A 13,662-nucleotide genomic window follows, 5' to 3' on the forward strand; every position below is an offset into this window, starting at 1 on the left:
CGGTCGTCAATCCATGCCGAGGGCGCTGCGGATGCGGTCGCGGCGCTCGGGTTCGCCCTCGCGTTCCCAGAAGAACGCGAGCTTGTCGGCGACCGGTGACGCGCCGGCGGGTTCGTCTTCGAGGACGAAGGTCATGAACGACTCGGCGAAGTCCTCGGTGACGTTGGTTGCGGCGTAGTCGCTGACGAACGCATCCTCGTGCGCGAGGAAGAAGTCATAGGCGAGATCCGGGTCGTCGTTGTCCGCGTCGGGGGCGTCGTCACCGTAGGAGTCCCAGAAGTCGAGGTGGAAGGCGTAGATCGCCGCGTCTTCGTGCGCGCAGCCCTCTGACAGGTCGAGGGTGTCGCACGTGCTGGCATCGTCCTCCAGTTCGTCGGAGGACAGGCTGATGAGGTGCCCGTATTCGTGCACGATCGTCGCCCGCAGCAGATCCTCGTCGTTCGCGAACGCGAGGTTCGCGGCGAACGCCCACGTGGAGTTGTCCTCCCCGACGGGGGTGACGTAGGCGAGCGTGTCGCTGTCGGGGGCGTCGCCGGTGTCGTACTCGACGACCATCTCGTCGATCTCGGTCGCCGTGACGACGTCGACGAACAGGTCCCACACCGACTGCGCGGTCGCGTCCGGGGTCGGGGTCAGGCTCGCCCCCGACGACACCTCGTAGACGGAGACCGTGCCGAGGTCCGGGTCTTCGAACGTCTCGGGACGGATCTCGGGGGAGGGCTGCACGGCGCAGCCGGTGAGCGCGAGCAGGGAGGCCGCCGCGAGCAGGGGCACGGTGGAACAGTGCCGGCGTGCGGCGATTCGGGACATCGACTCAGGATAGGGCGCGCGACCGGGCGGGTCAGTCGTCCAGGCGGGCGTACCACCCGCGCAGGACGCAGAACACGCCGTACGCGAGGAACCCGAATCCGACCGCGACGACCAGGATCGGGCCGTACGGCAGTCCGACGAGCGTCTGGATCGCCGCATCCAGTCCCCCCGCGGCATCCGCGTCGACCTGGATGGCGGCGACCAGGACGAGTACCCCGACGGTGGCCAGCGAGACGCCCTTGGCGATGTAGCCGACCACCCCGATGCCCACCACCGCGCGTCCCCAAGCGCCGGCGGGCAGATCCACCTTCTTGCGGAAGCCGCGGCGGACGCCGATCACGATGAACCCGATCCCGATCGCCCCGATCGCGATGCCCCCGGCGCCGAGCAGGAACGCCCCACCGGGCAGGGACAGCACTCCCCGGCTGGCTTCTTCGGTGCTCTGATCGCCGTTGGGACGTGCGCCGAGGGCGACGGAGGCGGCGATACCGCCGATCGCGAGATACACCCCCGCGCGAGCCCACAGGGAGGCGCGGCGGCCCCACTTCTTCGCGCTCCCCTTCGCCCCCGGGCGGTCCCGCTGCAGGAACCCGTCCAGGACGTACCAGGCGCCCAGGGCCCACAGGCCGCCCGCGAGCGCCCACAGGGCGACGAAGCCGAGGGGTGCGGATGCGATCGCCTTGAACGCGCCGGACTGATCGCTGTCCGCGTCGGAGCCGAACGCGACCGCGGTGATGATGGCGCCGAGGATCAGGTGGAGGACGCCGTTGGCGACGTAGCCCAGCCGCGCGGCCATCCGCACGGCGGGGGTGGAGGTGGCCTCTCTCGCTGCCTCGTCGGCGGATGTTCCCATGCGGTCAGGGTATGGGCGTCGCGGGGGAGCGAGCAGGGGCTTGTCTGCCCCATCCGGATGTGTCAGACGCGCGGTGCACCTTGGTGGAGGTGGTCCCGGTGCTTCGAGGCCTGACGCCTGCGCGTGGTGACGTCGATGGGGCCGGTGACCGACAGCTCGTCCTCCCACACCTCGATGTTCGCCAGCTCGGGCAGGCGGGCGCGGGTGAACACGGGGTCCTTCCCCGCGCGGCGCTGCCCGGTGTAGTCGCGCAGGAGCTTGAACGCGACGCCGGAGAGCAGGCCGATGGCGATGAGGTTCACAAGCGCCATGAAGCCCATCGCGCCGTCCGCGAAGGTCCACACCACATCGGCCGAGAGCAGCGCGCCGATGAGGACGGCGACGACGGCTGCGATCCGGTAGCCCAGCAGCACGCCCCGGTTGCGGGTGATGAATTCGATGTTGCTCTCGCCGTAGTAGTAGTTGCCGAGGATCGAGCTGAACGCGAGCAGGAAGATGATCACGCTCAGCACGATGTTCGACCACTCGCCGAGCGTGCCGACCACGGCCCCCTGTGTCAGCCCGATGCCGCGTTCGGCGCCGGCGAGGTCGGGGACGGAGACGAGGATGATGAAGGCGGTGATCGAGCACACCAGGAAGGTGTCGAAGTAGACGCCGAGGGTCTGGACCAGGCCCTGCTTGACCGGGTGCGTCACCGCGGCGGACGCGCTGGCGTTCGGTGCGGAGCCGAGCCCGGCCTCGTTGGAGAACATCCCGCGCTTGACGCCGGTCAGGATGATGTATCCGAGCGTCGCTCCCACGACCTCGTTCGGGCCGAACGCGTCGGAGAAGATCGTGGCGACGGCCATCGGGAGCCGGTCGATGTTCAGGGCGACGATCACCAGTCCGATGAGGAGGTAGAGCAGTGCCATCAGCGGCACCAGCAACTGCGTCACCGACGCGATGCGGCGCACGCCGCCGAAGATGACCAGGGCCATCAGTGCGCTCAGCGTGATGCCGATGACCCACGGCAGCCATCCCGATGCGGACTCGTCGAGGCCGCCGGCGATCGTCGCCTGGATGGTGTTGGCCTGAAGGGACGAGAAGGCCACGGGGAAGCAGACGATGAGGATGACGGCGAACGCGATGCCCATCCAACGCGCGTTGAGGCCGCGCTGCATGTAGTACGCGGGGCCGCCGCGGAATCCGTCGGCGTCGCGCGTCTTGTACAACTGCGCCAGGGAGGACTCGATGAACGCCGAGGCGCCGCCGATGAAGGCCATCAGCCACATCCAGAACACCGCACCCGGTCCGCCGATCGCGATGGCCGTGCCGACGCCCGCGATGTTCCCGACACCCACGCGGGAGGCCGCGGAGATCGTGAACGCCTGGAACGCCGACACCGACTGCGGTTTACCGTCGGCGGTGCGCGGGGTCTTATCGGTGAGGGTGCGGAACATCTCGGGGATGAGTCGGAACTGCACGACCCCCGAACGCACCGTGAAGTAGAGGCCCAGCAGCACCACGAGGGGCAGTACCAGCCAGGTCCAGAGGTTGTCGCCCCATTCGGCGAGCCACGCGCTCACATCCATCATCCGGTCAGTATGTCGGTGATCGGATGCCCGCGTCGACGCCGCGCGGTCCGGACCGTGCCTATGCTGACCAGGTGGAGCGGGTGAGTGCGTGGCGGCGCGGGGTCAACGCCCTTCCGCGCCTTGTCGCAGACGCCCCTCCGATCGTGCTGATCGGGGTCGGCGGGGTGGCGCTGCTGCTCGGCGCGCTGATCGTGACCCGCCCGCTCACCTCGCTGGTGCTGTTGACCGTGTATGTCGGGCTGAGTGCGCTGATATTCGGTCTGGTCCAGTTCGCCGCTCCGCATCAGGAGCGGGGTTGGGCGGCCCGGATCTTCGCCGGCGTGTGGATCGTGCTCGGACTGGCTGTGCTGCTCGGACTGGGCCGCACCCTCGAACTGATCCCGGTCGCGCTCGCCGTGCTCCTGCTCGTGGGTGGGGCGCAGGCCCTCGTCGACGCGATCGTGGACGGCACGGTCAGCCAGCGTGTGCTGTGGGCGGCCTCCGGGACGGCGCAGATCGTCTTCGGTGTGTTGTCGCTGACGTGGCCGGATGTCACGGTCCTGGTCGTGGCGGTCGTGTTCGGTGTGCGCACCCTCGCCTTCGGTGTCTCGACCGTGGTCCGGGGTGCCGTGTTGTTCTCCCGGGCGCCGCACGAACGTGATGCGGACCTGTTCGCCCGCTCCGCACTGAGCATCGAGGAGGTCTACGACCGTCGCGCCCGCGGGTGGGCCGCGGCGGGTCGATATGCGCTGGCCGCCGTGCTGGTGACCGTGTCGGTCGGGGGATGGTGGCTCAGTGACTGGCTCCGAGACGGCGCACCGGTGGTCGATGCGTTCTACGATCCGCCGGCGGTCGTGCCGTACGACCACGGGCAGCTGATCCGCGAGGGCGGTTTCTCCGGACAGCAGCCCGAGGGCACCGAGGTGCGTCGCATCCTCTACACCACGCGCGATGCGCTCGGGCAGCCCGCCGTCGGCAGCGCCCTGGTCATCTCACCGAGCGATCCACCACGCGGCCCGCGCCCGGTCATCCTGTGGAATCACGGCACGACGGGTGTGGCGCAGGGGTGCGCACCGAGCTTGCGGGACGCGTCCGCGACGAAGTGGGCGGTACCGAGCCTGGACGAGGTGATCGACAACGGCTGGGTCGTCGTGGCCCCCGACTACTCCGGGCAGGGTGCCCCGGGGGTCTTCCCCTACCTGATCGGTCTCGGGGAGGCGCGGTCGTCGCTGGACGCCGTCGTGGCCGCCCGTGCGCTCGAGGATCTGATGCTCTCGACGCGCACCGTGGTGTGGGGGCACTCCCAGGGCGGTCACGCGGCACTGTGGGCCTCGCAGATCGCCGACGGGTACACCCCCGGGCTGGACGTCCTCGGCACCGCGGCGCTGTCGCCGGCGGCCGACCCTCACGCTCTCGCCACGGAGCTGCTGCGCGATTCCGCCACCGTCGAGCTGTCGATCCTGATCTCATGGGTGCTCGTGCCGTACGCGGACACGTATGACGACGTCGATCTCGCGCGCTACGTCGCGCCCGGCGGAGAGGCCATCGTGCGCGAGATGACGCAACGATGCCCCTCCGAGCCGGGCGTGGTCGTCTCGGTCGCGACCGCGCTGGGGGTCTCGGAGGACCGCCCGCTCTACGTGGAGAACCTCGCCGCCGGTCCGCTCGGTCAGCGGCTGCGGGAGAACGCGCCCCAGGGGCCGTGGGGCACACCGATGCTGATCGCGTGGGGTGCCGACGACGAGGTGATCTCCCCCGAACTGCAGGAGTGGTTCGTCGCGGACCTCTGCGAGCAGGGCGAGGATGTGAGGTACCTGGAGTACGTCGGCTACGACCATCTGGGGATCATGCTGCCGCGTTCGGCGTTCCTGCCCGTGCTGATGCGGTGGACGGAGGATCGGTTCGACCTGCGGCAACCGGCGCGCAACGATTGCGAGGCGAAGCCGCTCGGTGACTGAGCGGTCGCATACAGGGGGATCGGGTAACGTGTACGGGATGCCGTCGGCCACGCCGCGACGGCGAGAGCTGAATAAAGGGAGGTCGACGTGGACATCGATCTGGGTCTGTTGCGGACGGTCGAGCGGGAGAAGGACATCCCCTTCGACGAACTCGTCCGCATCATCGAACAAGCGATCCTCACCGCGTACGCGAAGCACAGTTCGCCCACGGGCGAGGTCCCCGAGGGGGCTCGCGCGCAGTTGGATCGCAAGACCGGCCACGTCGCCATCTTCGTGCCGATGCAGGACGAGTCCGGCGCGGTCATCGGCGAGGAGGAGACGACCCCCGACGACTTCGGACGCATCGCGGCCTTCGCCGCCAAGCAGGTCATCAGCCAGCGCCTGCGAGACATCGCCGACGACGCCGTCCTCGGTGAATTCCGCGGCAAGGAGGGCGACATCGTCGCCGGCGTGATCCAGCAGGGCCCGAACCCGCGCATGATCCACGTCGACCTCGGTACCGTCGAGGCGATCCTCCCCCCGGAGGAGCAGGTGCCCGGTGAGGACTACGCGCACGGCTCGCGCATCCGCGTCTACGTCACGAGCGTCTCGAAGGGCACCAAAGGCCCCTCGATCACCGTTTCGCGCACCCACCCCGGACTCGTGCGCAAGCTGTTCGCGATGGAGGTTCCGGAGATCCCGGCGGGGCTGGTCGAGATCGTCTCCCTCGCACGTGAGGCCGGTCACCGCACCAAGATCGCGGTGAAGGCCAACGATCCGGCGATCAACGCCAAGGGCGCCTGCATCGGCGAGCTCGGTCGACGTGTGCGCGCCGTCACCGAGGAGTTGGCCGGCGAGAAGATCGACATCGTCGACTACAACGCCGACCTGCCCGCCTTCGTGGCCAACGCGTTGTCGCCGGCGAAGGTGACCTCGAGTTTCGTCCTCGATGCCAACACCAAAGCCGTGCGTGCGCTCGTCCCGGACTACCAGCTGTCTCTGGCCATCGGCAAGGAAGGCCAGAACGCGCGTCTGGCCGCCAAACTCACCGGTGCGAAGATCGACATCCAGCCCGACTCCATCCTGGAGTCCTGATCGCGGCGCTCGCCGCCGTGTGAAGCGCCCCGGGCGCCGAGGTGTAGGATGGAACCCGTACGAACGTGCGTCGGTTGTCGCACGCGTGCTCCTCGATCCGCCCTTCTCCGGGTGGTCGCCATCGATGACCGGCTCGTCCCCGACGACCGTGCCGCGATGCCGGGGAGAGGCGCGTGGGTCCACGAGACGGACGAGTGTTTGGCGGCCGCCCTGCGGCGCCGGGCTTTCGTGCGTGCATTGCGTGTGTCGAGACCACTCGACGCGCAGACCATCGAGAAACGGCTGAACGGCTATGGAAACAAAGTGAACGGCTCGAAATGAGACCCGTCCGCGACTAACGGTCTGCCCTGTCTGGGTGGACCCCAGACAGGAGAATTGTGGCAAAACCACGCGTACACGAGATCGCGTCCGAACTCGGTGTCGACAGCAAGGTGGCCCTCGCCAAGCTCAAGGAGCTCGGCGAGTTCGTCAAGAGCCCCTCATCGACGATCGAGCCCCCGGTCGCGCGGAAGCTCCGCGCGGCTCTCGCCTCTGAGGCGGGATCGGGCGACGCGAAGCCTGCGGCAGGGGCAAAGCCCGCCGCCGGCAAGCCCGGCATGAAGCCCGGCCCGGCTCCCAAGCCGGGTGCGGCGGCTCCCAAGCCCGGTGCGTCACCCAAGCCCGGCGACACCGCCCCGAAGCCCGGTGCGGCGGTCCCGCCGACCGAGGCACCCAAGCCCGCCGACGCCCCGAAGCCGGGCGCCGCGGCATCCGCGCCCAAGCCCGGCGCCGAGGCCCCCGCATCCAAGCCCGGTCCGAAGCCCGGCCCCGGCGGCGCGACGCCGCAGGCGCCGCGTTCGGGTGGCAATCAGCGCTCCGGTGGCGGCAACCCGCGGTCCGGTGGCAACCCCCGCCCCGGGAACAACCCGTTCGCGTCGTCCCAGGGCATGGGACAGCGCCCCGCCGGCCCCCGTCCGGGGAACAACCCGTTCGCGTCGGCGCAGGGTATGGGGCAACGCCCCAACCCCGGCAACATCCCGCGCCCCCAGGCTCCGCGTCCCGGATCGCCGCGTCCCGGGGCCCCGCGTCCCGGTGGTGGCGGTCGTCCCGGTGGTGGCGGTCGCGGAGGTGCACCGTTCCAGCAGCGTCCCGGTGGCGCCGGTCGCCCCGGTGGCGGCGCCGGTGGCGGCGGCGGCTTCGCCGGGCGTCCCGGTGGAGGCTTCGCCGGTCGCCCGGGTGGTGGCGGTCGCGGCCGTGGTGGCGGCACAGCCGGTGCCTTCGGTAAGGGCGGCGGCAAGTCACGGCAGCGCAAGTCGCGTCGGGCGAAGCGTCAAGAATTCGAGATGAGGGATGCGCCGCAGGTCGGCGGCGTCAACGTCCGCAAGGGCAACGGCGAGATCATCCGGATGCGCCGCGGAGCGTCGATCTCGGACTTCGCGGACAAGATCGAACAGCTCGCCGGCTACTCGGTGCAGCCCTCGACCCTGGTGACGATTCTGTTCAACCTGGGCGAGATGGCCACCGCGACGGAGTCGCTCGACGAGGCCACTTTCGAGGTGCTCGGTGACGAGCTGGGCTACAAGATCCAGATGGTCTCGCCCGAGGACGAGGACAAGGAGCTCCTGGAGGGCTTCGGTCTCGACCTCGAGCAGGAGCTCGCCGAGGAAGATGACGACCAGCTCGAGATCCGTCCTCCGGTCGTGACCGTCATGGGTCACGTCGACCACGGTAAGACGCGACTGCTCGACGCGATCCGCGAGTCCAACGTCATCGAGGGTGAGGCCGGCGGCATCACCCAGCACATCGGTGCGTACCAGGTCTGGACGGAGCACGAGGAGATCGAGCGCGCGATCACCTTCATCGACACCCCGGGCCACGAGGCGTTCACCGCCATGCGCGCCCGCGGTGCGCAGGTGACCGACCTGGCGATCCTGGTGGTCGCCGCCGACGACGGGATCATGCCGCAGACGGTGGAGGCGTTGAACCACGCTCAGGCGGCCGAGGTCCCGATCGTCGTGGCCGTCAACAAGGTCGACAAGCCCGACGCCAACCCGGCCAAGGTGCGTCAGCAGCTGACGGAGTACGGTCTGGTCGCCGAGGAGTACGGCGGCGACGTCATGTTCGTCGACGTGTCCGCCCGTCAGGGAACGGGCATCCAGGATCTTCTGGACGCGGTGCTGCTGACCGCCGACGCCGGCCTGGATCTCCGTGCGAACCCGAACAAGGATGCCCGCGGTGTGGCCATCGAGGCGAAGCTCGACAAGGGCCGCGGCTCGGTCGCGACCGTGCTCATCCAGTCCGGCACACTCCGTGTCGGAGACGCGATCGTCGCCGGAACCGCCTACGGCCGTGTGCGCGCCATGATCGACGAGAACGGCGAGCACGTCGCCGAGGCGGCTCCGTCGCGTCCGGTCCAGGTCCAGGGCCTGAACTCGGTCCCGCGAGCCGGTGACGTCTTCATCGTCACCGAGGAGGACCGCACCGCGCGCCAGATCGCCGAGAAGCGTGAAGCCGCAGAGCGCAACGCCCAGCTGGCGAAGGCCCGCAAGCGCATCTCGCTCGAGGACTTCACCCGTGCTCTCGAAGAGGGCAAGGTCACCTCGCTCAACCTCATCATCAAGGGTGACGTCTCGGGTGCCGTCGAGGCGCTCGAGGAGTCGTTGCTCAAGATCGAGGTCGACGAGTCGGTGCAGCTGCGGATCATCCACCGCGGTGTCGGCGCGGTCACCGAGTCCGACGTGAACCTGGCCACGATCGACAACGCGATCGTGATCGGCTTCAACGTCCGGCCGGACGCCAAGGCGCGAGAGCGCGCCGCCCGCGAGGGAGTGGACATCCGCTTCTACTCGGTCATCTACAACGCGATCGACGACGTGGAGCAGTCGCTCAAGGGCCTGCTCAAGCCGGAGTTCGAAGAGGTGCAGTCGGGTGTCGCGGAGATCCGTGAGGTGTTCCGCTCGTCGAAGTTCGGCAACATCGCCGGTGCCATCGTGCGCAGCGGGACGATCACGCGCAACGCCAAGGCACGCATCATCCGCGATGGCGTCGTCATCGCCGATGGTCTGGCCATCGAGTCGCTGCGTCGCTTCAAGGATGACGTCACCGAGGTCCGGACCGATTACGAATGCGGTATCGGTCTGGGCAAGTACAACGACATCCAGATCGGCGACGAGATCGAGACGACCGAGATGGTGGAAAAGCCGCGCGGCTGAGTCCGTCGGCCCGTCGATCCCGATCGGCTCCGTCCCCCGCGGGCCGGAGCCGATCGGGATCTCCCGTCGCAACGGCGGGAGGGAAAGAGAATGGAAGCATGGCAAACGAACGACAGGCACGACTGGCGGACCGTATCCGCGTCCTCATCGCCGAACGCCTCGAGAAGGGGCTGCGCGATCCGCGCCTCGGCTTCGTGACCATCACCGACGTGCGGGTGACCGGTGACCTGCAACACGCGTCCGTCTTCTACACCGTGCTCGGTGACGAGAAGGAGCGCGCGTCGTCCGCGGAGGCGCTGCGCGCGGCGACCGGCATGCTTCGCAGCGAGGTGGGCCGTCAGCTCAGCACGCGTCTGGTTCCCTCGTTGGAGTTCATCCCCGATGCGATCCCGGAGAACGCCGGGCACATCGAGGAACTGCTGCGCGAAGCCCGCGAGCGGGACGAGGCCGTCGCCGGCATCGCCGGGTCCGCCAGCTTCGCCGGGGAACCCGACCCGTACCGCAAGGCCCGCGAGGACGAGGACGAGGACTGATCCCCGGCGCGTTCAGCGGGGGAGCCGTAGTCGACCGTCGACCGCCTCGATGAGGCCGTCGACGACCAGAGAGTCGATGGCACGATCGCGTTGTACCGGATCGGGCCAGTCGGCGATGACCTCCGCGGCCGACGCCTCGTGCGTCGCGGCCCCGCGCAGCACCGCCAGGACCGCGCCGCGCGCGTGACGGTCGCTGCCTTCGTACCGGGCCTGCTTGCGCCGGGTGTCTGCGGTGTCGGGGTAGCCGGCCGCGCGCCACGCGCACACGTCGGCGATCGGACACACCTCACACCGGGGGGAGCGGGCCGTGCACACGACGGCGCCCAACTCCATGGCGGCCGCGTTGAACCGTGCCGCGTCACCGTCGTCCTCCGGCAACAGGTCGGCCATCGCATCGAGATCGCGTCGGTGGGCAGCGGCCGGATGCGCGTCACCGGTGATCGCGCGGGCGATCACGCGGCGCGTGTTCGTGTCGACGACGGGGTGGCGGTCCCCGTAGGCGAACACCGCCACGGCCCGCGCCGTATAGTCGCCCACCCCGGTCAGCGCGAGCAGGTCGTCGACCGATCGCGGGACGACGCCGCCATGCCGAGCGGTGATCTCCACCGCCGCACGGTGCAACCACAGAGCGCGCCGCGGATAGCCGAGGTTGTCCCAGTGCCGCACCGCGTCGCCCGGTGGGGCCGCGGCCAACGCGGCAGGTGTCGGCCAGCGGTCGAGCCACGCCTCCAGCAGCGGGATCACCCGGTTGACAGGCGTCTGCTGCAGCATGAACTCACTCACCAACACCCCCCACGCACCGAAGCCGGGACGTCGCCACGGCAGGTCGCGTGCGTTCTCGGTGAACCACGCCACCAGCGTCGGTGCGATCGTCGTTCGGGTGGGGGCGGGCACGTCATCCAGCGTAGGCGCGCCCGAGGGGAGAGCGCGGCCCGGGAGGGTGACGGCGGCGACGTAGGCTGGGAGGATGCGTCCCGACCCCGGCATCCTGCTCGTCGACAAGCCCGGCGGACTCACCAGCCATGACGTGGTGGCGCGTGCACGGCGCGCGCTCGGCACGCGCAAGATCGGCCATGCCGGAACCCTCGATCCGATGGCGACGGGTCTGCTCGTGCTCGGTGTCGAAGCGGCGACACGCCTGCTCACGTTCGTCGTCGGACAGGACAAGACCTACCTGGCCACCATCCGTCTCGGGGTCGGAACCGACAGCGACGACGCCGACGGCGAGGTCATCGACACCTCGGATGCCTCCGGGCTCGATCGGGTGCAGATCGACGCCGCGGTCGCCGACCTGCGCGGCGCGATATCGCAGGTGCCCAGTCGCGTCTCGGCCATCAAGGTCGACGGCCGTCGCGCCTACGAGCTCGCGCGCGCCGGCGAGGAGGTCACTCTGACATCGCGCGAGGTCACCGTGGCACGTTTCGATGTGCTCGCAGAGCGGCGCGTGGACGGGGTCATCGACCTCGACGTGGTCGTGGACTGCTCCAGCGGCACGTACATCCGGGCTCTTGCACGAGACCTCGGGGCGGCACTCGGGGTCGGAGGGCATCTGACCGCGCTGCGCCGCACACGCATCGGGCCGTTCGAGGTGACCGACGCCGTCGCCGTCGACGATCTGGGCGGGGCACCCCTGCGCGCGGTCGCGGATGCCGCGTGCGATGTGCTGCCACGACTCGATGTCACCGCCGAGCAGGCGCGGGATCTGCGCCACGGCAAGCGCCTGCGCGGACTCGCCGGGGCCATCGAGGGTCCTCGTGCCGCGGCGATCGCCCCGGACGGCGCGCTGGTCGGCGTGGTCCAACCGCGCGGTGGCGACCTGAAGAGCGAGATGAACATGCCCGAGGAGGCGCGTGCATGATCGAGTGGTTCACGTATGTGCAGGTCGCCGTCGGCGTCGCCGCGGGCGTGCTCTGCCTGGTCCTCGGGCTGATCGGACGTCGACCGAGCGACCTCAGCGTCGGCTCACTCGCACTCGTGGAACTCCTCCTCCTCGCCCAGATCGTCATCGCGATCATCGCGCCGTTCGTCGGCAACGCCCCCACCGGCAGCCTGCTCGAATTCTGGGTGTACCTCATCAGCGCCGCGCTGGTGCCGCCGGCGGCCGTCCTGTGGGCGCTGCTGGAGCGAAGCCGATGGAGTACCGTCGTCCTCGGTGTCGCCGCCTCGGCGGTGGCGGTCATGCTCTACCGCATGCAGGTGATCTGGAGCATCCAGATCGCGTGACGCGGCCAGGTGCGACCGCCGCCTAGAATCGACAAGCGATGTCCCCCTCCTCGTCCCGTCCCCGAATGACCGGCGTCGGCCGCGTGCTCGTGATCGTCTACGCGATCATGGCTCTGGCCGCGACCGGCCGCAGCTTCGTCCAGATCGTGCAACGCTTCGACGAGGCGCCGCTGGCCTACACGCTCTCGGCGGCGGCGGCCGTCGTGTACATCCTGGCCACCCTCGCCCTGGTGTTCTCCGGATCACCCGCGTGGTACCGCATCGCATGGATCGCCATCGGCTTCGAACTCGCCGGCGTGCTCATCGTCGGGACCCTCAGCCTCGCGCTGCCGGATCTGTTCGCCCATCCCACGGTCTGGTCCTGGTTCGGCGCCGGGTATCTGATGGTCCCGCTCGTGTTGCCCTTCCTCGGGTTGTGGTGGCTGGCGGCGCACCGCACCGACCCCGCGGCACGCACCGCCCCCCGCGACGCGGTGGTCTCGTGACGGTCTGGCGTCATCCCGATCAGGTCCCCGAGGGGTACGGCCCCTCCGTGGTGGCCATCGGGAAGTTCGACGGGGTGCACTCGGGGCACCGCGCCGTGATCGACCGCGCACGGGTGGACGCCGCGGCGACCGGTGCCCGTGTCGTCGCGGTCACCTTCGACCGCAACCCGCTGGCGCTGCTGCGCCCGGAGATCTGTCCGGACTCGGTCGTCAGCGCGTCGCAGAAGGTACGGCTCCTGGCCGGTGCCGGCGTGGACGCGACGCTCGTGCTGACCTTCGACGAGCAGTTGGCGGCGCGGGATCCGCGCGAGTTCGTCGAGCACGTGCTGGTCGATGCGCTGGCCGTTCGCACGGTGCTGGTGGGCCAGGACTTCCGTTTCGGACGCGAGGGTGCCGGAGACCCGGAGACGTTGCGGGCGCTCGGTGCCGAACTCGGCTTCGAGGTGCACGTCGTCGAAGACGTCTGCGCCGTCGACGACGGTCGCAGGGTGTCCTCGACGTGGATCAGGGATCTGCTGGCCGAAGGGGATGTCTCGACGGCGGCGCGCCTGCTGGGGCGCTCGCACGCGGTGCGCGGCGAAGTGGTGCACGGGCACAAGCGCGGGCGGGAGCTCGGATACCCCACCGCCAACCTCGCCCCCGACGGTGAAGGGCTCGTCCCCGCAGAGGGGGTCTACGCCGGATGGCTCGTCGACGAGGGGGAGCGCGGGGAGGGGGCCGCCGAACCGCATGCCCGAACGCGTTATCCCGCCGCCATCAGCATCGGGACCAACCCGACCTTCGACGATGTGCTGGTGCGACAGGTCGAAGCCTACGTCCTCGATGAGACCGACCTGGACCTCTACGGCCACACCGTCGAAATCCGGTTCGTCGAGCGCCTGCGCGGCATGGTCGCCTTCACCGGCATCGAGCCGTTGATGGCGCAGATGGCCGATGACGTCGAGCGCACCCGTCAGACGTTGCTGACGCGCGGCGCGTGACG

At 69.7% G+C, this 13,662-nt stretch carries 13 protein-coding genes; 9 read left to right on the plus strand and 4 right to left on the minus strand.

Features of this window, described 5'->3' with window-relative positions; all coding sequences use genetic code 11:
- Window positions 1-6: 6 nt before the first annotated feature.
- The 3 genes from ABD204_RS08970 to ABD204_RS08980 form a co-directional block, all read right to left on the minus strand.
- Window positions 7-810 (minus strand): NADH:ubiquinone oxidoreductase subunit 4 (chain M), encoded by an 804-nt coding sequence (locus tag ABD204_RS08970; RefSeq protein WP_194425164.1) that lies wholly within the window; start codon window positions 808-810, stop codon window positions 7-9.
- Window positions 811-841: 31 nt separating this feature from the next.
- Entirely contained in the window at window positions 842-1,663 is an 822-nt protein-coding gene (locus tag ABD204_RS08975) for a DUF1206 domain-containing protein (RefSeq protein WP_194425165.1), read from the minus strand.
- Window positions 1,664-1,725: 62 nt separating this feature from the next.
- A complete protein-coding gene (locus ABD204_RS08980; protein WP_194425166.1) occupies window positions 1,726-3,237 on the minus strand; it encodes an alanine/glycine:cation symporter family protein in 1,512 nt (503 codons plus the stop codon).
- 71 nt (window positions 3,238-3,308) lie between these two features.
- On the opposite strand from ABD204_RS08980, the gene ABD204_RS08985 reads away from it, so the two are divergent.
- The 5 genes from ABD204_RS08985 to rbfA all read left to right on the plus strand — a co-directional run bounded on the left by ABD204_RS08985 (window position 3,309) and on the right by rbfA (window position 9,972).
- A complete protein-coding gene (locus tag ABD204_RS08985; RefSeq protein WP_322597559.1) occupies window positions 3,309-5,174 on the plus strand; it encodes a lipase family protein in 1,866 nt (621 codons plus the stop codon).
- Between the two features lie 87 nt (window positions 5,175-5,261).
- The gene (gene nusA, locus ABD204_RS08990; protein WP_194425168.1) at window positions 5,262-6,248 is read left to right on the plus strand and encodes a transcription termination factor NusA; all 987 of its coding nucleotides are present in this window, start codon (window positions 5,262-5,264) and stop codon (window positions 6,246-6,248) included.
- Between the two features lie 48 nt (window positions 6,249-6,296).
- The gene (locus ABD204_RS08995; protein ID WP_194425169.1) at window positions 6,297-6,569 is read left to right on the plus strand and encodes a YlxR family protein; all 273 of its coding nucleotides are present in this window, start codon (window positions 6,297-6,299) and stop codon (window positions 6,567-6,569) included.
- A gap of 56 nt (window positions 6,570-6,625) precedes the next feature.
- Entirely contained in the window at window positions 6,626-9,439 is a 2,814-nt protein-coding gene (gene infB / locus ABD204_RS09000; protein WP_194425170.1) for a translation initiation factor IF-2, read from the plus strand.
- A 98-nt stretch (window positions 9,440-9,537) separates the two neighbouring features.
- Window positions 9,538-9,972, plus strand: coding sequence for a 30S ribosome-binding factor RbfA (gene rbfA / locus ABD204_RS09005; protein ID WP_194425171.1), 435 nt, complete (start codon window positions 9,538-9,540; stop codon window positions 9,970-9,972).
- Window positions 9,973-9,984: 12 nt separating this feature from the next.
- Here rbfA and ABD204_RS09010 read toward each other — a convergent pair whose 3' ends face one another.
- Window positions 9,985-10,866 (minus strand): HhH-GPD family protein, encoded by an 882-nt coding sequence (locus tag ABD204_RS09010; RefSeq protein ID WP_322597560.1) that lies wholly within the window; start codon window positions 10,864-10,866, stop codon window positions 9,985-9,987.
- A gap of 73 nt (window positions 10,867-10,939) precedes the next feature.
- On the opposite strand from ABD204_RS09010, the gene truB reads away from it, so the two are divergent.
- The 4 genes from truB (at window position 10,940) to ABD204_RS09030 (ending at window position 13,660) form a co-directional block, all read left to right on the plus strand.
- Window positions 10,940-11,830 (plus strand): tRNA pseudouridine(55) synthase TruB, encoded by an 891-nt coding sequence (truB, locus tag ABD204_RS09015; RefSeq protein ID WP_194425173.1) that lies wholly within the window; start codon window positions 10,940-10,942, stop codon window positions 11,828-11,830.
- Window positions 11,827-12,195 (plus strand): hypothetical protein, encoded by a 369-nt coding sequence (locus tag ABD204_RS09020; protein ID WP_194425174.1) that lies wholly within the window; start codon window positions 11,827-11,829, stop codon window positions 12,193-12,195. The genes truB and ABD204_RS09020 overlap by 4 nt, the downstream gene beginning before the upstream one ends.
- A 65-nt stretch (window positions 12,196-12,260) precedes the next feature.
- A complete protein-coding gene (locus ABD204_RS09025; RefSeq protein WP_194425175.1) occupies window positions 12,261-12,680 on the plus strand; it encodes a hypothetical protein in 420 nt (139 codons plus the stop codon).
- Entirely contained in the window at window positions 12,677-13,660 is a 984-nt protein-coding gene (locus tag ABD204_RS09030; protein ID WP_194425176.1) for a bifunctional riboflavin kinase/FAD synthetase, read from the plus strand. Before ABD204_RS09025 ends, ABD204_RS09030 begins: the two co-directional genes overlap by 4 nt.
- The last annotated feature ends 2 nt before the right edge of the window (window positions 13,661-13,662 follow it).

The sequence above is a fragment of the Microbacterium aquimaris genome (assembly GCF_039531285.1).
Taxonomy (GTDB): Bacteria; Actinomycetota; Actinomycetes; order Actinomycetales; family Microbacteriaceae; genus Microbacterium; species Microbacterium aquimaris.